At 73.6% G+C, this 19,339-nt stretch carries 15 protein-coding genes; 5 read left to right on the plus strand and 10 right to left on the minus strand.

Annotated features, from left to right (window positions below):
• Nucleotides 1-44 precede the first annotated feature (44 nt).
• Together ACQZOG_RS08475 and lgt are read left to right on the plus strand one after the other, a co-directional pair.
• The gene (locus ACQZOG_RS08475) at nucleotides 45-821 is read left to right on the plus strand and encodes a thioredoxin domain-containing protein (RefSeq protein WP_193454738.1); all 777 of its coding nucleotides are present in this window, start codon (nucleotides 45-47) and stop codon (nucleotides 819-821) included.
• A gap of 87 nt (nucleotides 822-908) precedes the next feature.
• Nucleotides 909-1,976: a prolipoprotein diacylglyceryl transferase gene (gene lgt, locus ACQZOG_RS08480; RefSeq protein ID WP_051724371.1), complete on the plus strand. Its 1,068-nt coding sequence runs from the start codon at nucleotides 909-911 to the stop codon at nucleotides 1,974-1,976.
• 67 nt (nucleotides 1,977-2,043) lie between these two features.
• Here lgt and ACQZOG_RS08485 read toward each other — a convergent pair whose 3' ends face one another.
• Genes ACQZOG_RS08485 through ACQZOG_RS08510 form a run of 6 tightly spaced genes read right to left on the minus strand, consistent with a single transcriptional unit; the run spans nucleotide 2,044 to nucleotide 8,868 of the window.
• On the minus strand, nucleotides 2,044-2,874 hold the full coding sequence (locus tag ACQZOG_RS08485; RefSeq protein WP_033273050.1) for an HpcH/HpaI aldolase/citrate lyase family protein: 831 nt from the start codon (nucleotides 2,872-2,874) through the stop codon (nucleotides 2,044-2,046).
• On the minus strand, nucleotides 2,871-4,094 hold the full coding sequence (locus ACQZOG_RS08490; RefSeq protein ID WP_033273051.1) for a CaiB/BaiF CoA transferase family protein: 1,224 nt from the start codon (nucleotides 4,092-4,094) through the stop codon (nucleotides 2,871-2,873). The genes ACQZOG_RS08485 and ACQZOG_RS08490 overlap by 4 nt, the downstream gene beginning before the upstream one ends.
• Nucleotides 4,091-5,467 carry an ADP-ribosylglycohydrolase family protein gene (locus ACQZOG_RS08495; RefSeq protein WP_033273052.1) on the minus strand — a complete coding sequence of 459 codons (1,377 nt, stop codon included), beginning with the start codon at nucleotides 5,465-5,467 and terminating at the stop codon, nucleotides 4,091-4,093. Before ACQZOG_RS08495 ends, ACQZOG_RS08490 begins: the two co-directional genes overlap by 4 nt.
• A complete protein-coding gene (locus tag ACQZOG_RS08500) occupies nucleotides 5,455-6,627 on the minus strand; it encodes an ADP-ribosylglycohydrolase family protein (RefSeq protein ID WP_203551012.1) in 1,173 nt (390 codons plus the stop codon). The genes ACQZOG_RS08495 and ACQZOG_RS08500 overlap by 13 nt, the downstream gene beginning before the upstream one ends.
• A 7-nt stretch (nucleotides 6,628-6,634) precedes the next feature.
• Nucleotides 6,635-7,867 (minus strand): ADP-ribosylglycohydrolase family protein, encoded by a 1,233-nt coding sequence (locus ACQZOG_RS08505; RefSeq protein WP_203551013.1) that lies wholly within the window; start codon nucleotides 7,865-7,867, stop codon nucleotides 6,635-6,637.
• Entirely contained in the window at nucleotides 7,864-8,868 is a 1,005-nt protein-coding gene (locus ACQZOG_RS08510) for an ADP-ribosylglycohydrolase family protein (protein WP_033273055.1), read from the minus strand. The genes ACQZOG_RS08505 and ACQZOG_RS08510 overlap by 4 nt, the downstream gene beginning before the upstream one ends.
• A gap of 292 nt (nucleotides 8,869-9,160) precedes the next feature.
• Between ACQZOG_RS08510 and ACQZOG_RS08515 the strand changes: the two genes are divergently transcribed.
• Nucleotides 9,161-9,892, plus strand: a complete 732-nt coding sequence (locus ACQZOG_RS08515) for a VIT1/CCC1 transporter family protein (RefSeq protein ID WP_033273056.1) — start codon at nucleotides 9,161-9,163, stop codon at nucleotides 9,890-9,892.
• Nucleotides 9,893-10,075: 183 nt separating this feature from the next.
• Here the strand turns inward: ACQZOG_RS08515 and ACQZOG_RS08520 are convergent, their stop codons facing one another.
• On the minus strand, nucleotides 10,076-10,324 hold the full coding sequence (locus ACQZOG_RS08520; RefSeq protein WP_167338172.1) for a hypothetical protein: 249 nt from the start codon (nucleotides 10,322-10,324) through the stop codon (nucleotides 10,076-10,078).
• Between ACQZOG_RS08520 and gltB the strand changes: the two genes are divergently transcribed.
• Both gltB and ACQZOG_RS08530 read left to right on the plus strand, forming a co-directional pair.
• The gene (gene gltB / locus ACQZOG_RS08525; protein WP_078492789.1) at nucleotides 10,263-14,861 is read left to right on the plus strand and encodes a glutamate synthase large subunit; all 4,599 of its coding nucleotides are present in this window, start codon (nucleotides 10,263-10,265) and stop codon (nucleotides 14,859-14,861) included. The two genes, ACQZOG_RS08520 and gltB, sit on opposite strands and share 62 nt — an antisense overlap.
• Nucleotides 14,854-16,317, plus strand: a complete 1,464-nt coding sequence (locus ACQZOG_RS08530) for a glutamate synthase subunit beta (protein WP_033273058.1) — start codon at nucleotides 14,854-14,856, stop codon at nucleotides 16,315-16,317. Before gltB ends, ACQZOG_RS08530 begins: the two co-directional genes overlap by 8 nt.
• Before the next feature lie 96 nt (nucleotides 16,318-16,413).
• Here the strand turns inward: ACQZOG_RS08530 and ACQZOG_RS08535 are convergent, their stop codons facing one another.
• The 3 genes from ACQZOG_RS08535 to ACQZOG_RS08545 form a co-directional block, all read right to left on the minus strand.
• Nucleotides 16,414-17,328, minus strand: a complete 915-nt coding sequence (locus ACQZOG_RS08535; protein WP_397662673.1) for a chitosanase — start codon at nucleotides 17,326-17,328, stop codon at nucleotides 16,414-16,416.
• Nucleotides 17,325-18,251, minus strand: coding sequence for a rhomboid family intramembrane serine protease (locus ACQZOG_RS08540; protein WP_037639048.1), 927 nt, complete (start codon nucleotides 18,249-18,251; stop codon nucleotides 17,325-17,327). The genes ACQZOG_RS08535 and ACQZOG_RS08540 overlap by 4 nt, the downstream gene beginning before the upstream one ends.
• 165 nt (nucleotides 18,252-18,416) lie before the next feature.
• A complete protein-coding gene (locus tag ACQZOG_RS08545; RefSeq protein ID WP_033273061.1) occupies nucleotides 18,417-19,316 on the minus strand; it encodes a hypothetical protein in 900 nt (299 codons plus the stop codon).
• Between the last annotated feature and the right edge of the window lie 23 nt (nucleotides 19,317-19,339).

Raw genomic sequence — 19,339 nt, forward strand, 5'->3', positions numbered from 1 at the left:
GACCGGGGAGGCGCTGGGCGCCTCCCCGGTTCGTTCTGCGGGGTGTGAGCGACAAGAACCGTGAGGGAAAGCGCACCGCCCGGGAGCGGATGGCGGCAGAGCGCGAGAAGCAGAAGACGGCGGAGAAGCGGCGCCGCACCCTGATCGTGGGCGCGAGCGTGGTCTGCGTCCTGGGACTCGCGGCGGTGATCGGCGTCGTCGCGGCCAACTCCGGCGGGGACGACGAGAGCAAGGCGTCCGGCCCGGTGGTGGCGCCCTCGGGGGCCCAGGGCAAGGACGGCCTGGCCATCCCGGTCGGCAAGGAGGACGCCAAGGCCACCCTCACGGTCTGGGAGGACTTCCGCTGCCCCGCCTGCAAGTCCTTCGAGCAGAACTACCGCTCGACGCTGAACGAGCTGACCGAGGCCGGCAAGCTCAAGGTCGAGTACCACCTGGTCACGCTGATCGACGGCGGCCTCGGCGGCAGCGGCTCGCTGAACGCGGCCAACGCCGCCGCGTGCGCCCAGGACGCGGGGAAGTTCACCGCGTACCACGACGTGCTGTTCGAGAACCAGCCGATGGAGAGCGACGACGCCTTCTCCAGCGACGACAAGCTGTTCGACCTGGCGAGCAAGGTCGACGGGCTCGACACCCCGGAGTTCCGCACCTGCGTCGAGGACGGCACGCACGACAGCTGGGTGGTCAAGTCCAACGAGGCCTTCCAGAAGGGCGGCTTCAGCGGCACCCCGACGGTGCTGTTCGAGGGGCAGAACATCTACCAGGACCGCTCCATGACCCCCGAGAAGCTGAAGCAGATGGTCGAGGAGGCCGACAAGTCCTGAGGGGCCTGTCCCCGAGGGGCCTGTTATGGAGCCGTAGCCGGGCTGCCTGCCGTACGGGCGGTCCGGCACGGTAGCGTCGGTCCTGCCATGGAACTTGCCTACATTCCCAGCCCGTCGAGCGGGGTGCTGTACCTCGGCCCCGTTCCGCTGCGCGGCTACGCGTTCTGCATCATCATCGGCGTCTTCGTTGCCGTCTGGCTCGGCAACAAGCGCTGGATCGCCCGGGGCGGGCGGGCCGGCACGGTGGCGGACATCGCTGTCTGGGCCGTGCCGTTCGGCCTGGTCGGCGGCCGGCTCTACCACGTGATCACGGACTACCAGCTGTACTTCAGCGAAGGCCGTGACTGGGTGGACGCCTTCAAGATCTGGGAGGGCGGCCTCGGCATCTGGGGCGCGATCGCCCTGGGCGCGCTCGGCGCGTGGATCGGCTGCCGCCGCCGCGGCATCCCGCTGCCCGCGTACGCCGACGCCATCGCCCCCGGCATCGCGATCGCCCAGGCCATCGGCCGCTGGGGCAACTGGTTCAACCAGGAGCTGTACGGGCGGGCGACCGACCTGCCGTGGGCCGTGGAGATCACCTCCTCCGCCGACGGCCGGATGCCGGGCACCTACCACCCGACCTTCCTCTACGAGTCGCTGTGGTGCGTCGGCGTGGCGCTGCTGGTCATCTGGGCCGACCGCCGCTTCACGCTCGGACACGGCCGCGCCTTCGCGCTGTACGTCGCCGGGTACTGCGCGGGCCGCTTCTGGATCGAGTACATGCGGGTCGACGAGGCCCACCACATCCTCGGCCTGCGGCTGAACAACTGGACGGCCCTGCTGGTCTTCCTGCTGGCGGTGCTCTACATCGTGCTGTCCGCCCGCAAGCGTCCGGGCCGGGAGGCCGTGGTCGAGCCGGGCGCCGGCGACGGCGAGGGCCCCGCGGCCGACACGAAGAAGGCCGGCGGCGACGCGACCGGGAAGGACGCCTCCGCCGAGGACGCCCCCGCCGAGGACGCGACGACGGACGACGCCACGGACACCGACGACGCCGGGAAGCCCGGGAAGCTCGACAAGCCCGGGAAGCCGGACGAGCCCGAGGCGTCCGGCGAGCCGGAGGACGCCGAGGAGCCGGAGGGGTCCAAGGACGGGGCCGGGTCGGCCAGGAAGGGCTGACCGCCCGACGTACGCACGCCGAGGGCGCCCGGGGACACCCCGGGCGCCCTCGCCGCGTCCGGCCTGCTCACCGCTTGTGCGCCAGCGCCAGCGTCCGGTGCGCCGCCGTCACCACCGCCGCGTCCACGAACGTGCCGTCCGGCAGCGCCTGCGCGCCCTGCGTGGCGGCCGCCGCCTTGAGGACCGTCTCCGCCTGCTCGATCTCCCGTTCCGTGGGCAGATAGGCCCGCTCGATGACCGGGAGCTGGCGCGGATGGATCGCCGCCCTGCCCAGGAAGCCCAGGGCGCGCCCGCGCACGCAGGACGCCTCCAGGCCCTCCAGGTCGCGGATGTCCGGGTGCACCGACTGGGCGGGCGGGGCCAGCCCCGCCGCGCGCGCCGCGACCACCACCCGGGCCCGGCACCAGTCGAGCCCGGCGTCCTCGCGCACCCCCAGGTCCGCCCGCAGGTCCGCCTCGCCGAGCGTGATCCCGCGCAGCGCCGGGTGCGCGGTGGCCACGGCGTGGGCGTGCTCGACGCCCAGCGCGTTCTCCAGCAGCGCGTACAGGGGCGGGGAGCCGCCGCGCGCGGAGACGGCCCGGCGGGCGACCCGCACCACGTCGGACGGGGAGGACACCTTCGGCAGCCGCAGCCCGGACAGGCCCGGCGCCGGGGCCAGCGCCGCCACGTCGGCCGGCCCCCAGGGCCCGGCGAAGGCGTTGACGCGGACGTGCACCGGCACCGGCTGCGGGTCGCGCAGCAGCTCGGCGGTGGCCGCGCGGGCGTAGGCCTTGCGGTCCGGGGCGACCGCGTCCTCCAGGTCGACCACCACCACGTCCGCCCCCGCCGTGAGCGCCTTCGCGACCACGTCGGGGCGGTCGCCGGGGGCGTACAGCCAGGTCAGCGGGACACTGCTCATACCGCGCCCTCCGCCCGCAGCTCCGCCAGGTCGGCCGGGGTGAGGCCCAGCTCGGTCAGCACCTCCTCGGTGTCCGCGCCGTGCGGGCGGCCCGCCCAGCGGATCGCCCCCGGGGTGGCGGACAGCCGGAACAGCACGTTCTGCATGCGCAGCGGTCCCAGCTCCGGGTCGTCGACCGTGGTGACGGTGGAGAGGGCCTGGTACTGCGGGTCCGCCATGACGTCCCGGACGTCCTGCACGGGGGCGACGGCCGCCTCCGCCTTCTCGAACGCGGCCAGCACGTCGGCGCGGCTGTGGCGGGCGATCCAGCCGCCGACCGCCTCGTCCAGCACGTCCGCGTGCCGGGCCCGGCCCTCGCCGGTGGCGAACCAGGGCGCCTCGATCAGGTCGGGGCGGCCCACGAGGACCATCACCCGCTCGGCGATCGACTGGGCCGAGGTGGAGACGGCGACCCAGGTGCCGTCGGCGGTGCGGTAGGTGCCGCGCGGGGCGTTGTTCTGCGACCGGTTGCCGGTGCGCGGCTGGACGTACCCGAGCTGGTCGTACCAGGTGGGGTGGGGGCCTAGAGCGGCGAGGATCGGCTCGATCAGCGCGGTGTCGACGACCTGGCCCCGGCCCGTGCGGTCGCGGGCCGCGAGCGCCGTCATGATCGCGTACGCGGTGGTGAGGCCGGCGACGGAGTCGGCCAGGCCGAACGGCGGCAGGGTCGGCGCCCCGTCCGGCTCGCCGGTGAGCGCGGCGAAGCCGCTCATCGCCTCGGCGAGGGTGCCGAAGCCCGGCCGGTGCGCGTACGGGCCGAACTGGCCGAAGCCGGTGACCCGCGCCAGCACCAGCCGGGGGTTGGCCGCGGACAGCTCGGGCCAGCCCAGGTCCCACTTCTCCAGGGTGCCGGGCCGGAAGTTCTCCACGACGACGTCGGCGGTGCGCACCAGGCGCAGCAGCGTGTCCCGGCCGCCCGGGGCGGACAGGTCGAGGGTGATGGCCCGCTTGTTGCGGCCGAGCACCTTCCACCACAGGCCGACGCCGTCCTTGGACGGCCCGTGGCCGCGCGAGGGGTCGGGCTTCCTCGGGTGCTCGACCTTGACGACGTCGGCGCCGAAGTCGCCGAGCAGGGTGGCCGCGAGGGGGCCGGCGAAGAGGGTGGCGAGGTCCAGGACGCGCAGGCCGGCCAGCGGCGGAGCGGCGTGCGGTGCGGCGAGGTCCGGTTCGGGGGGAGTCATGGGCGGGACGCCTCCAGATGGGTGAGACGGGCCAGGGTGTCGAAGCCGGTGCCGTCGAAGTCGCCGACGGAGGTGGCCAGACGGTTCTTCAGCGGGCCCGTCCAGCGTTCGGGGAGCGCGCGGGGCGAGCCGGCGAGCAGCCCGGCGACGCCGCCGGCGGTGGCGCCCACCGAGTCGGTGTCCCAGCCGCCGGACACCGCGCGGCAGATCGAGGCGGTGAAGTCCCCGTCGGCATGGGTGAGGGCGGCGGCCAGCAGGGCGGTGTTGGGGACGGCGTGCACCCAGTGGTGGGTGGCGCCGTGCCGTTCGTGCAGCAGGTCGACGACGGTGTCGAAGTCCCGGTGCTCGCGGGCCAGCCCCACGGCGTCACGCACGGCCCGGGCGAGCCGGGCGCGGGGCGGGACGACGGTGAGGCCGGTGCGCAGACAGGCGTGCACGTCCCGCTCGCCGCCCGCCGCGGCGGCGACGACGGCGGCCGTGAACATGGCCGCGTAGACCCCGTTGGCGGTGTGGGTGAGGGCGGCGTCCCGGTAGGCCTGTTCGGCCGCGGCGCCCGGGGCGCCCGGGTTGGTCCAGCCGTGCACGTCGGCGCGGATCAGGGCGCCGATCCACTCGCGGAACGGATTGCGGTGGCGGGCGGTCAGCGGCGGTTCGAGCCCGCAGAGCAGGTTGCGGTAGGCGACGCGCTCGGCGGTGAAGGTGCGGCCCGCGGGAAGCTCGTCGAGCCAGACGCGGGCCACGTCCGCGGTGGTGAAGCGGCGGCCGTGGCGGCGCAGCACCAGCAGGCCGAGCAGCGGGTAGTTGAGGTCGTCGTCCTCGGGCATGCCGTCGATGTTCTCGGCGAGGGAGGTGGGGGCGGAGCGCCGGTTCCAGGGGTGTTCGGCCAGCAGCTCGGCGGGGACGCCCCGGGCGGTGAACCAGCCGTTCAGCGGCCAGTTGCCGGCGGCGCGGGCCAGATCGCGGATGGCGGCGAGCGGGAGTTTCTCCACCGGCTTGCCCAGCAGGCAGCCGGCCGCGCGGCCGAGCCAGGCCGCCTCAAGGCGCGCCTCGAACACGGGCCCGTCCCAGGCGGCCGGGGCACCGGGGGAGAGGGGCCACTCGGGGCACAGCGCCTGGATCGCGCCGAGGTCGGAGGGCTCGTCGTCGGCGAGCGCGCCCGGCAGCTCGGCCAGCTCGTCCAGGAGGTCGCAGGCCAGCAGCCGGAGGTAGCGGGAGACCGGGCGGGGTGAGGCGCCTGCGGTGAGCGGGGCCGGAGGACCGCCCGCCGCGTGCCAGCGGGCGGCGACCGCCGACGCCTCCCGGCCGTCCAGCGCGGCCTGGCGCAGTTCGTGGCCCACGAGGTCCTCGGGCTGGACCCAGGTCAGTCGGAGCATCCGGCGCCTCCGAGCCGCGCGAACGCCCGCTCGTGGGCGCGGCGGCGCTCCACGTCCCGGGCGAAGACCTCGCGGGCCACCGCGGTGAGCGTGGCGGCCGGCTCCCACAGGTCGAGGCGGCTGGCCTCGGCGACGGTCTTGGCCCACTCCTCGGGCACCGGGGAGCCGAGCGCGCCGGTCACCGCACCGGCCATCGTGGCGATGGAGTCGCAGTCGCGGCCGTAGTTCACCGCGCCCAGCACCGCGTGCCGGAAGTCGCCGCGGGCGGCCACCACCATGCCCAGCGCGACCGGCAGCTCCTCGATCGCGTGCAGCCGGGAAGGGCGCCGGGCGCCCAGCGAGGGGGAGCGGTAGTCGGGGCCGACGGTGTCGTACGGGGCGACCGCCTCGCGCAGCGGGCGCAGCGCCGACTCGGCGTCGGTGTGGCGCGAGGCCTCCTCGCAGACCTTCTCGACCGCCTCCCGGGTGCCGTCCTTGGCCAGGGACAGGCACGCGGCGACGACGGAGTCCGGGGTCGCGTCCGGCGCGCAGGCCGCGGCCACGGCCGCCGCGAACACCCCGGCCGCCTCCCTGCCGTACGACGACTGGTGGGCGCCCGCCACGTCCAGGGCCTCGGCGTACGCGGCGGCCGGGTGGACGGCGTTGACCAGGCCGACGGGGGCCATGTACATCGCGGCGCCGCAGTTGACGATGTTGCCCACGCCCGCCTCGCGCGGGTCGACGTGACCGTAGTGCAGCCGGGCCACCAGCCACTTCTCGGCGAGGAAGATGCGGTGCAGCGGGATCGTCTCCGCCTCCAGCTCCGGGATCCAGCGCGGGTGCGTCATCAGGTCCGGGACGAGGTGGCCGGCGACCGCGTAGGCGTCGAGGTGGTCGCGGACCCGCGCGTACACCCGGACCAGCGCGTGGGTCATCAGGGTGTCGTCGGTGACGTGCCCGTCGCCCTTGTGGTACGGCGCGATAGGCCGGGCGGTGCGCCAGTCGTCGCCGTGCCACGGGCCGACGATCCCGCGGACGCGGCCGCCGTGGCGCTCGGTGATCTGCTCGGGTGAGTACCCCTCGACCGGGCCGCCGAGGGCGTCGCCGACGGCGGCCCCCACCAGCGCGCCGGTGATCCGCTCGTCCAGGGAGGGGGTGATTTCGGTGTCTTCGTGCGTCATGCCGGGATCATCCTCCGGGGGCGGTCGGTCGGGCGGCTTCCAGCAGTCCGGCGAGTTCCACCAGGTCGGTCCCGGTCAGCCGGGGGAGCACGCAGCCGGACAGGGTGCGGCAGCTCTCCCGCCAGGACGCGGGGATCGCGGCGCTCCCGCCCAGCGCGCCGGTGAGGGCGCCGGCCAGGGCCGGGGCGGAGTCCGCGACCCGGGAGAGACAGGCCGCCGCCGGGACCGCCTCCGCGATCCGGCCGCGGGCGGCGGTGGTGAGGGCGAGGGCGACGGGGACGGTCTCGGCGGCGGCGACGCCGTAGCTGTAGACGTGGTCGACGATCTGGTGCTCCAGCGGCGGCACCAGGGCGAAGGCGCTGTCCGCGTCCGCCGCGAGCGCCAGGGCGTGCCGGGCGTTGCGGCCGATCTCGGTGTCCTCGGGCAGCTCGGCGCAGGCGGCGGCCGCGCAGGCGTCCGGGTCGGCCCCGGCGAGGGCCAGGGACACGGCGGCGGCCATGGCCCGGGCGCCGTGCACGCCGTCGCCGTCCTGGGTGTAGCGGGCGTCGAACTCGGCGAGGTCGGCGGCGGCCCGGGGGTCGCCCGGGTGGGCCACGGCCAGCACGCAGGCCCGGACGCAGGCGGCGTCGTCGAAGTAGTGCGGGTTGTCGTGGCCGGAGGCGGGCGGGCGCAGGCCGGTGGCGAGGTTGCCGAGTCCGGCGCGCACGGAGATGCGGGCGCGCAGCGGCAGCACGGCGGACTCCGTCTCGGGGGCCCGCTCGGTGGCGGCGGCGACCTCGGCCGCGACCGCGTTCCAGGTGAGGTCGATGGCGGCGCGGGTGCGGCGCTCCCGGCTGAGGTCGCCGAGCACCATGTCGTCGCCCGCGCGCAGCACGGCCTCGGCGGCGAACGCGGCCCACTCGGCGTCGTCGGACGGGCCGAGGCGCAGCGGCTCGGGGGGCTGGTTCAGGGCGATGGGGACCGGGAGCGTGGTGGTGGCGTTCTGCTCGGCGAAGGTGTCCAGCTCGCGGGTGAGGCGGCGGGTCCACTCGGGCATGCGGGCGGCGCGGTGCCGGGCGGCGGGCCAGCCGGCGGCGTCCCCGGCGGCGAGCCCGAGGAGCAGGCCCTCGACGGCCGCCCGGGGCGGACGGGGTGCGGGGGCGGGCGCGTCGGCCGTGCGCGGAGCCGGGGCCAAGTCGTCCTGCCCGGGTGCGGGGGCGAGGGTGTCGTCGGTGACGGGGGCGGGGGTGGTGGAGGTCATGTGGGAGTCTCCGGGGTCAGCAGGTCCGCGATGTCGAGGACGTGGTGGCCGGCCATGGCGGGCAGACAGGTGCCGCGGGCCGGGGTGATGGCCGCGGCCCAGCGTTCGGGGACGGCGGCGACACCCTGGGTCGCTCCGGCCAGCGCACCGGCCACGGCCGCCGTGGTGTCGGCGTCGCGGCCCATGTTCACGGCGGTCAGCACCGCCTGTTCGAAGTCGCCGTCGGCCGTCGCGTAGGCGCCGAAGGCCAGGGCGACCGCCTCCGGGGCGAGGTCGGTCCAGGGGTAGCCGCCGATCACCACCGCGGCGCGGACCGCCCGCTCGCCGCGGTGGGCGGCGGTGACCGCGCGGCGCAGCGAGCGGGCGGTCCAGGAGTCCTCCGGCACCACCGCGAGCGCCGAGGCCACGACCGTGACCACCGGCGCCCCGGCCATGGCCGCCGCGACGCCCGCCGCGACCGCCCGGCCGCCGTAGATGCCCTCCCCGTCGTGGCTGACCGAGCCGTCGATCGCCGCGAGCCGGGCCGCCTCGTCGGGGCGCCCGGCCGCGTGCACGCCGTACGGCGCGGCCCGCATCGCCAGCCCGTCGCTCCAGGCGTGGCGGTGCTGGGCGGAGATGGGCGCGGCCAGGCCCCGGCGCAGGTTCTCCAGGGTGCCCCGCTCGCTGAAGCCGGCGCCGCGGAAGGGGCCCTCGGCGCGGTCCGCGATCCACTCGTGCCAGGCCGCCTCGACGTGCGCGGGGGTGAGCGCGGAGCCGTGGCGGGCGGCCAGCAGGCCCGAGAAGATCGCGTACTCGGTGTCGTCGGTGCCGGCCGGGGGGTCGCACACGTAGTCCGTGACGCGGCCCCACTTCGCGCGGATCTCGGAGGGCTTCATGTTCTCGGCGGGGGCGCCCAGCGCGTCGCCGACGGCCAGGCCGAGCAGCGCGCCGCGGGCCCGTGCGCGGAGCCCGGGCGCGTCCCCGGGCGCGGGCGCGGAGGGGATGCGGGCGGTCGATGCCATACGCGGCTCTCCTCTCAGGCGCGCCCCGTGGGGCGCCGGCCCTTTGCGGAACTGTCCCCGGTGCCGTGTCCGCCGCAGCCTCGTGCGCGGGAGCATCACCCGGACGAGATGCGCGGGGCGTCCGAGCGGACCGGGGCGGGGGACAAAAGCGCTGGTTAGCGCAGCCTTTCCTTGCTGGCGGGGGGTTCCGTCCAGGCGTAGACTGGGCAGCGTCGAAAATTGGAATGAGTCCAAATCGCATACGCGAGGGCGTCCGGAAGTGAGGGCGCCCGCAGAGTCCAGGGGGACCCGCATGGCCATCATCGAGACCGAGGCGACGCTCCACGAGGCGCACCGCGACAACCACACCCACCGCGACGTCAACGGGGGATGGCTGCGCCCCGCGGTGTTCGGCGCCATGGACGGGCTGGTCTCCAACCTCGCCCTGATGACCGGCGTCGCGGGCGGCGCCGTCGGCCAGCAGACGATCGTCCTCAGCGGCCTCGCCGGACTGGCCGCCGGCGCCTTCTCCATGGCCGCCGGCGAGTACACCTCCGTGGCCTCCCAGCGCGAGCTGGTCGAGGCCGAACTGGACGTGGAGCGCCGGGAGCTGCGCAAGCACCCCAAGGACGAGGAGGCCGAGCTGGCCGCGCTCTACGAGTCGCGCGGCGTCGAGCCCGGCCTGGCCCGCGAGGTCGCGCGGCAGCTCTCCCGCGACCCCGAGCAGGCGCTGGAGATACACGCCCGCGAGGAACTGGGCATCGACCCCGGCGACCTGCCCTCGCCGGCCGTCGCCGCGGTCTCCAGCTTCGGGTCCTTCGCGCTGGGCGCGCTGCTGCCGGTCCTGCCCTACCTGCTCGGCGCGAGCAGCCTGTGGCCGGCCGTCCTGGTCGCGCTGCTCGGGCTCTTCCTGTGCGGGGCCGTGGTGGCGAGGGTCACGGCGCGCTCCTGGTGGTACAGCGGTCTGCGGCAGCTCGCCCTCGGCGGCGCGGCGGCCGGTGTGACGTACGCCCTGGGGTCGCTTTTCGGAACCGCCGTAGGATGACCTCTTGCGTCTATGCGGAGCGTCGCATAAACAATCATTACTCGCTGGTTTCGAATGTGTGACCAGTGGGCATGAGCCGTACGCGCCGCAGGCAACGAGGCCGACGGCGTGCCCGGCGGAGGAGACGAAGAGGCCTCTTCCCGCCATCGGGCCGACGGACGCCGATCTGTCCGGACAGGCCCCTCACAGCTCGCGTCGACGGGCGCGGAACCCCACCGCGACCCAGGGCGACGTCCGCATGCTGGAACGCATTTTCCCGGTTCCCGAGAATCGTTCCATCATGTAACCTGCACGAAATTTAGCCACGCAGAGGGCCAACGTCGTCCCTCGGCACTTGCACAGATGCCAATTGACGACGACGGGAGAGCCGATGCGTACGCCGCGCCAGCCGTCCCAGCATTCCTCGAACGACCGCGCGAGCTGGTCGTTCATGGATGCTCGCCCTGCTGCGCAGGGTATGTACGACCCCCGCAACGAGCACGACGCCTGCGGCGTCGGCTTCGTCGCCACCCTCACCGGCGAGGCGTCCCACGCCCTGGTCGACCAGGCCCTCACCGTCCTGCGCAACCTCGAGCACCGCGGCGCCACCGGCTCCGAGCCGGACTCCGGCGACGGCGCGGGCATCCTCTCCCAGATCCCGGACGCCTTCTTCCGCGAGGTGGCCGGATTCGAGCTGCCCGCGGCGGGCGGCTACGCCGTCGGCATCGCCTTCCTCCCCGAGGAGGGCACCGACGAGGCCGTCGCCCGCATCGAGGAGATCGCCGCCGCCGAGGGGCTCACCGTCCTCGGCTGGCGCGAGGTGCCGGTCGCGCCCCAGCTGCTCGGCGCCACCGCCCGCTCGACCATGCCGGTCTTCCGTCAGCTCTTCGTCACCGACGGGACCAGCACGGGCATCGCACTGGACCGCAAGGCGTTCGTGGTGCGCAAGCGCGCCGAGCGCGAGGCGGGCGTCTACTTCCCGTCGCTGTCCGCGCGGACCATCGTCTACAAGGGCATGCTGACCACCGGCCAGCTCGAGCCCTTCTTCCCGGACCTCTCCGACCGCCGCTTCGGCTCCGCGATCGCGCTGGTCCACTCCCGGTTCTCCACGAACACCTTCCCGTCGTGGCCGCTCGCCCACCCGTACCGCTTCGTCGCGCACAACGGTGAGATCAACACCGTCAAGGGCAACCGCAACTGGATGCGCGCCCGTGAGTCCCAGCTGATGTCGGACCTGTTCGGCACGGGCAAGGACCTGGAGCGGATCTTCCCGGTCTGCACGCCCGACGCGTCCGACTCCGCGTCCTTCGACGAGGTGCTGGAGCTGCTGCACCTGGGCGGCCGTTCGCTGCCCCACTCGGTGCTGATGATGATCCCGGAGGCGTGGGAGAACCACGACTCCATGGACCCGGCCCGGCGCGCCTTCTACCAGTACCACTCCACGATGATGGAGCCCTGGGACGGCCCGGCCTGCGTCACCTTCACCGACGGCACCCAGGTCGGCGCCGTGCTCGACCGCAACGGCCTGCGCCCCGGCCGCTACTGGGTCACCGACGACGGCCTGGTCGTCCTCGGCTCCGAGGTCGGCGTCCTCGACATCGACCCGGCGAAGGTCGTCCGCAAGGGCCGCCTCCAGCCCGGCCGCATGTTCCTCGTGGACACCGCGGAGCACCGCATCATCGAGGACGACGAGATCAAGTCGCAGCTCGCCGCCGAGCACCCCTACGAGGAGTGGCTCGAGGCCGGCGAGATCGAGCTGTCCGACCTGCCCGAGCGCGAGCACATCGTGCACACGCACGCCTCGGTCACCCGCCGCCAGCAGACCTTCGGCTACACCGAGGAGGAGCTGCGCGTCCTCCTCGCGCCGATGGCCAAGACCGGCGCCGAGCCCATCGGCTCCATGGGCACCGACTCCCCGATCGCCGCGCTCAGCGAGCGCCCGCGGCTGCTGTTCGACTACTTCACCCAGCTGTTCGCGCAGGTCACCAACCCGCCGCTGGACGCGATCCGCGAGGAGCTGGTGACCTCCCTGCGCTCCTCCCTCGGCCCGCAGGGCAACCTGCTGGAGCCGACGGCCGCCGCGTGCCGCAGCGTCACGCTGCCCTTCCCGGTGATCGACAACGACGAGCTGGCCAAGCTCATCCACATCAACGCCGACGGCGACATGCCCGGCTTCAAGGCCGCGACCCTCTCCGGCCTGTACCGGGTGGCCGGCGGCGGCGAGGCCCTCGCCGCCCGCATCGAGGACATCTGCGCCGAGGCCGACGCCGCCATCGAGAACGGAGCCCGGCTGATCGTCCTGTCCGACCGGCACTCCGACGCCGAGCACGCGCCGATCCCGTCGCTGCTGCTCACCGCGGCCGTCCACCACCACCTCATCCGCACCAAGCAGCGCACCCAGGTGGGTCTGCTGGTCGAGGCCGGCGACGTCCGCGAGGTCCACCACGTCGCCCTGCTCATCGGCTACGGCGCCGCCGCGGTCAACCCGTACCTGGCCATGGAGTCCGTCGAGGACCTGGTCCGCGCGGGCACCTTCCTGCCGGGCGCCGAGCCCGAGCAGGCCATCCGCAACCTCATCCACGCCCTGGGCAAGGGCGTCCTGAAGGTGATGTCCAAGATGGGCATCTCCACCGTCGCCTCCTACCGCGGCGCGCAGGTCTTCGAGGCCGTCGGCCTGGAGGAGTCCTTCGTCGAGAAGTACTTCAACGGCACCACCAGCAAGATCGGCGGCGTCGGCATCGACGTGATCGCCAAGGAGGTCGCCGCCCGCCACGCCAAGGCGTACCCCGCCTCCGGCATCGCCCCGGCGCACCGCGCGCTCGACATCGGCGGCGAGTACCAGTGGCGCCGTGAGGGCGAGCCGCACCTGTTCGACCCGGAGACGGTCTTCCGCCTGCAGCACTCCACGCGCGCCGGCCGCTACGACATCTTCAAAAAGTACACGGAGCGCGTGAACGAGCAGTCCGAGCGGCTGATGACGCTGCGCGGTCTGTTCGGCTTCAAGCCGGGCCGCAAGCCCATCCCGGTCGAGGAGGTCGAGCCGGTCTCCGAGATCGTCAAGCGGTTCTCCACCGGCGCCATGTCGTACGGCTCCATCTCGCAGGAGGCGCACGAGACCCTCGCCATCGCCATGAACCAGCTGGGCGGCAAGTCCAACACCGGTGAGGGCGGCGAGGACCCGGAGCGCCTGTACGACCCGGCCCGCCGGTCGTCCATCAAGCAGGTCGCCTCCGGCCGCTTCGGCGTGACGTCCGAGTACCTGGTCAACTCCGACGACATCCAGATCAAGATGGCCCAGGGCGCCAAGCCCGGCGAGGGCGGCCAGCTGCCCGGCCACAAGGTCTACCCGTGGGTCGCCAAGACGCGTCACTCGACGCCGGGCGTGGGGCTCATCTCCCCGCCGCCGCACCACGACATCTACTCCATCGAGGACCTCGCCCAGCTGATCCACGACCTGAAGAACGCCAACCCCCAGGCGCGCATTCACGTCAAGCTGGTCTCCGAGGTCGGCGTCGGCACCGTCGCCGCGGGCGTCTCCAAGGCCCACGCGGACGTCGTGCTGATCTCCGGCCACGACGGCGGCACCGGCGCCTCCCCGCTGACGTCGCTGAAGCACGCCGGCGGCCCCTGGGAACTCGGCCTCGCCGAGACGCAGCAGACCCTGCTGCTCAACGGCCTGCGCGACCGCATCGTCGTCCAGACCGACGGCCAGCTGAAGACCGGCCGTGACGTCGTCATCGCCGCGCTGCTCGGCGCCGAGGAGTTCGGCTTCGCCACCGCGCCGCTGGTCGTCTCCGGCTGCGTCATGATGCGCGTCTGCCACCTGGACACCTGCCCGGTCGGCATCGCCACCCAGAACCCGGTGCTGCGCGACCGCTACTCCGGCAAGGCCGAGTACGTCGTGAACTTCTTCCGGTTCATCGCCGAGGAGGTCCGCGAGCTCCTCGCCGAGCTGGGCTTCCGCTCCATCGACGAGGCCGTCGGCCACGCCGAGGTGCTCGACGTGACCCGCGCGGTGAACCACTGGAAGGCGCAGGGCCTGGAGCTCGAGCCGCTGTTCCACGTGCCCGAGCTGCCCGAGGGCGCCGCCCGCCACCAGGTGGTCGGCCAGGACCACGGCCTGGAGAAGGCGCTCGACAACGAGCTGATCAAGCTCGCCGCCGACGCGCTCTCCGTCTCCGGGGCCGAGGACGCCCAGCCGGTGCGCGCCCAGGTCGCCATCCGCAACATCAACCGCACGGTCGGCACCATGCTCGGCCACGAGGTGACGAAGAAGTTCGGCGGCGCGGGCCTGCCCGACGACACCATCGACATCACCTTCACCGGCTCCGCCGGCCAGTCGTTCGGCGCGTTCGTGCCGCGCGGTGTCACGCTCCGCCTGGAGGGCGACGCCAACGACTACGTCGGCAAGGGCCTGTCGGGCGGCCGGATCGTCGTCCGCCCGGACCGCGGGGCCGACCACCTCGCCGAGTACAGCGTCATCGCGGGCAACACGCTCGCCTACGGCGCCACCGGCGGCGAGATGTTCCTGCGCGGCAAGGTCGGTGAGCGGTTCTGCGTCCGCAACTCCGGCGCGCTGGTCGTCTCCGAGGGCGTGGGCGACCACGGCTGCGAGTACATGACGGGCGGTCACGCGGTCGTCCTCGGCGAGACCGGGCGCAACTTCGCGGCCGGCATGTCCGGCGGCATCGCGTACGTCATCGACCTGGACCGGAACAACGTCAACGCCGGCAACGTCGCCTCCGTCGAGGCGCTGGACGACGCCGACAAGCAGTGGCTGCACGACGTGGTCCGCCGGCACCAGGAGGAGACGGGCTCCACCGTCGCCGAGAAGCTGCTCGCCGACTGGGACACCGCGGTGCAGCGCTTCAGCAAGATCATCCCCAGCACGTACAAGGCAGTGCTCGCCGCCAAGGACGCCGCCGAGCGAGCCGGTCTGTCCGAGACCGAGATCACCGAGAAGATGATGGAGGCGGCGATCAATGGCTGACCCGAAGGGCTTTCTGAACCACGGCCGCGAGGTCGCCACGTCCCGCCCGGTCGAGGAGCGCAAGAAGGACTGGAACGAGGTCTACGTCCCCGGCTCCCTGCTGCCGATCATCAGCAAGCAGGCCAGCCGCTGCATGGACTGCGGCATCCCGTTCTGCCACAACGGCTGTCCGCTCGGGAACCTCATCCCCGAGTGGAACGACTACGCCTACCGCGAGGACTGGGGCGCGGCGAGCGACCGGCTGCACGCCACGAACAACTTCCCCGAGTTCACCGGGCGGCTGTGTCCCGCCCCGTGCGAGTCGGCGTGCGTGCTGGGCATCAACCAGCCGCCGGTCACCATCAAGAACGTCGAGGTCTCGATCATCGACAAGGCGTGGGAGACCGGCGACGTCGCGCCGCAGATCCCCGAGCGCCTGTCCGGCAAGACCGTCGCGGTGGTCGGCTCGGGCCCCGCGGGCCTGGCCGCCGCCCAGCAGCTGACCCGGGCCGGCCACACCGTCGCCGTCTACGAGCGCGCGGACCGCATCGGAGGCCTCCTCCGCTACGGCATCCCCGAGTTCAAGATGGAGAAGCGGCACATCAACCGCCGGATCGAGCAGATGCGCGCGGAGGGCACCAAGTTCCGCACCGGCGTCGAGATCGGCCGCGACATGCCCGCGACCGCGCTGCGCAAGCGGTACGACGCCGTCGTCCTCGCCGTCGGCGCCACCACCGCGCGCGACCTGCCGGTGCCCGGCCGCGAGCTCAAGGGCATCCACCAGGCGATGGAGTACCTGCCGCTGGCGAACAAGGTGCAGGAGGGCGACTACGTCTCCCCGCCCATCACCGCCGAGGGCAAGCACGTCGTCGTGATCGGCGGCGGCGACACCGGCGCCGACTGCGTGGGCACCGCCCACCGCCAGGGCGCCGCCTCGGTGACGCAGTTGGAGATCATGCCCCGCCCGAACGACGACCGGGACCCGGTCGCGCAGCCCTGGCCGACCTTCCCCATGCTGTACAAGGTCACCAGCGCGCACGAGGAGGGCGGCGAGCGGATCTACTCCGTCTCCACCACCCACTTCGAGGGCGACGAGGACGGCAACGTCCAGTGGCTGCACATGACCGAGGTGGAGTTCGTCGACGGCAAGCTGACCCAGAAGCCGGGCACCGAGCGCAAGATCCCCGCCCAGCTGGTCACGCTCGCCATGGGCTTCACCGGCACCGACCGGGAGAACGGCCTGGTGGAGCAGTTCGGCCTGGAGCTGGACGCGCGCGGCAACATCGCCCGCGACGCCGACTTCCAGACCAACGTGCCCGGCGTGTTCGTCGCCGGTGACGCCGGCCGCGGCCAGTCGCTCATCGTGTGGGCGATCGCCGAGGGCCGCTCGGCCGCCCGCGGCTGCGACCGGTTCCTGACCGGGGCGAGCGCCCTGCCCGCCCCGATCCGCCCGACGGACCGCGCCCTGGCGGTCTGACACCCCTGAGAACGTCCCGCACAAAGGCGTGCGGAACACCGCGGCGCCTGCCCGCCAGTCCCCGACCGGACCGACTGGGCAGGCGCCGCAACATGTTCAGGACACGGTGTAGGAGTCCCCGTACATCTCCCAGGTGAGCGGGGTGTCCAGCTCGAGGTTCCCCGCCTGCAGGAACCGGCGCTGCGCGGTGTCGACGCGCGAGGTCTCGCGGTCCGGGTAGCGGGTGAGCATGGTGGCGCGGCGGATGTCGAGGAAGGCGTCCAGGTACGCCTTCTCCGAGCCGCCCGCGGCAGGCGTCTTCGCCTTCTCCAGGACGCGCTCGCGCAGGGCGTAGAAGCCGTTCTCGTCGGTACCGGTGCCGTGGAAGACCATCGCGTCGTAGTACACGAACTGGCCGAGGGTGCCCAGGCCGTCCAGCTTGGCGAGGCGGACCGCGGGCTCGAAGTAGACGCGGTCGCGCTCCTCCTCCTGCGCGGCGCGGAACTCCGGCAGCTCCGACTCCGCCTTCCACGCGTCGGTGAAGCCCGGGTCGAGTCCCTCGTGCGAGTCGGTGCCGTCGACCTTCCGCAGGGCGGGCAGATAGCGCGCCAGGCCGTTGCCCGGGTGGCTCTCGGTGTAGTGCTCGACCAGGGTGAGCAGGTCGTGGGTCCCGGTGCAGAAGCCGATGATGCCCGCGGTGTAGCCGCAGTGGTCGTCGCGGTCCTCGATGATCCCGTAGGTGGAGCGCCAGTCGGTGGTGGAGTGCTCGGCGCTCGCCACCAGCCGGTGGGCCAGCTCCCTCTTGGCGGGGGCGGCGAGGCCCGGCGGCAGGGAGGCGACGATCTCGTCGTCCTTGTCCTGCTTCTGCTCGTGGTCCTGCTCGGCCCGGTCCTTGGCGTCGTCGCGGGAGGACTGCGCGCCGACCGACGTCGGGGCGGCGGGGGCGTCGGCGGCTCCCGACGGCAGGACGAAGTACACCGCCGTGGCGACCACGGGGACGCCCGCGAGGAAGAGCACACCGGCACGTTTCACTGGGGGATCCCTCCACCTGTCAGGTCGGACACCTTGACCGCCGCGAGGACGGCGAGCAGCACCACCAGCGCCGCGCACGCGCCGGCCTGGACCAGCACACGGCGCCCGTCGCGCGGCGCCCAGGCGAACGCGAGCGCCACCAGGCCGCCGGCCAGCAGTCCGCCCAGATGGCCCTGCCACGAGGTGAAGTACGCGGAGACGACCAGCCACAGCAGCAGGCCGGTCATGTAGCGGTTCACCTCGCGCATGTCCGCGCCCACCCGACGGGACACCACGTAGTAGGCGGCCCCGACCCCGAACAGCGCGCCGGAGGCGCCGACCGTGGGGTCCGAGGGCGCGAGCAGCAGCACCAGCACCGAACCGCCCAGCGCCGACAGCAGGTACAGGGCGAGGTAATGAACCCGGCCGAGCATCGGCTCGACCACCCGGCCCAGGTTCCACAGCACCGCCATGTTCATCAGCACGTGGAGGACGCCGAACGTCCCCTCCGTGGGCGGCAGGTGCAGGAACGCGCCGGTCAGCAGCCGATACCACTCGCCGCCCACGACCCCCTCGGGGGTGAAGTCCGCCGGGTACGGCTGCGTCCACACGTAGTGGCCGTCGTCCGGGCCGAGCAGCCCCGCGCCGAGCATGGCGAACCGGTCCACGACCTCCGGCCGGACCACCTCCGCCAGGTACGCCAGCACGTTGAGGGCGATCAGCGCGTACGTGACCACCGGGACGACGGACACCCGGCCGCCCACCAGGGTGCGCGCCTGCCGCACCGACCGGGCGCCCTCCCGCACGCAGTCGGGGCACTGGTGGCCCACGGCGGCCTCACGCATGCAGTCCGGGCAGATGTACCGCTCGCAGCGGACGCAGCGCACATGGCACTCCACCCGTGGATGGCGGTAGCAGGTGGTGACGGCGGACTCGGGTTCCACAGGCCGGCTCCTCGGCGGGGTCGGGACGAAAACGGCCGGCGGGGGACGGCGGCGCACAGAACGACAGCGGCGAACAAAATAGCGAACACCGGAGAAGGGAGCGAACGCCGGGGTGAAATGCCGTCCTTGTGGCGGTCGTTGACAGTGAGGCCCGGGAGCCGGACGTCAGGTGTCGCACTCCAGCACGGACCGGCACAGACCGCACCGCGCCCGCACCCGCCCGGCCACCGGCACCCGGATCCGCTGGTGGCAGGTGGGACAGGGGAACGACACCCGCAGCGGACCGTGCCCGTCCGCCGAGAACCGGTACGCCGTCTCCCGCCCCGCCTCCGGCGCCCCCGCGTGCCCCTGCGCGTGCCGCCGGTCCCGGGCGTACCGGAGCCGCCCGGACCAGCCCGCCGCGCGCAGCGGGGGCTGCTCCGCGTCCCGCCGTGCCCGTGCGAGACCGTCGCGGTACGCCGTGTACGCCTGCGGACTGGTGAACCACACCGACGGGTCCTCGCCGAACAGCAGCGCCCGCTTCGCCAGCACGTACCCGAACTCCTCCGGCGTGAGGTACCCGAGCTTCTGCGACGACGCCCCGTCCTCCCGGAACGCGTCCAGCAGCAGCCACCCCGCACCGAGGTACGTCGCCACGGTGTCCGTGAGGATCTCGTTCTCCCGCGTCGACGGGAACGACAGCCCCAGCCGGTGCAGGTACACGTGTGCCACCTCGTGCGCCAGCGCCGCCCCGATGTCCCGGCGGTGGTCCCGGAACCGGTCGTTCAGCTCCACGAAGTACTCAGGGCCCGCGGTCAGCTCGACGTTCGCCGCGTGCGTCATCTCACGGAAGCCGACGATCAGCCGCGCGTCCGGCAGCCGGTAGTGCGCCACCATCTCGCGGGCCACCCGCTGCGCCCCCAGATGCAGGTCGTCCACGTCCGCGAACGCCACGTCGGCCGGCGCCACACTCGCCGAGAAGGTGCGCACCGTGTCGTAGGACAGGCGCCGGTACAGCGCCGTGACCGACTCCCGCACCGTCCGCAGATGCGGGTAACCGTGCTCCACCGGTCCGCCGTTCGCCACGTCGCACCCCCGCCGCGCCTGGA

Origin of the sequence: Streptomyces sp. P13-3-3 (assembly GCF_050571355.1) — a bacterium.
In the GTDB taxonomy this organism is placed as follows: Bacteria; Actinomycetota; Actinomycetes; order Streptomycetales; family Streptomycetaceae; genus Streptomyces; species Streptomyces althioticus.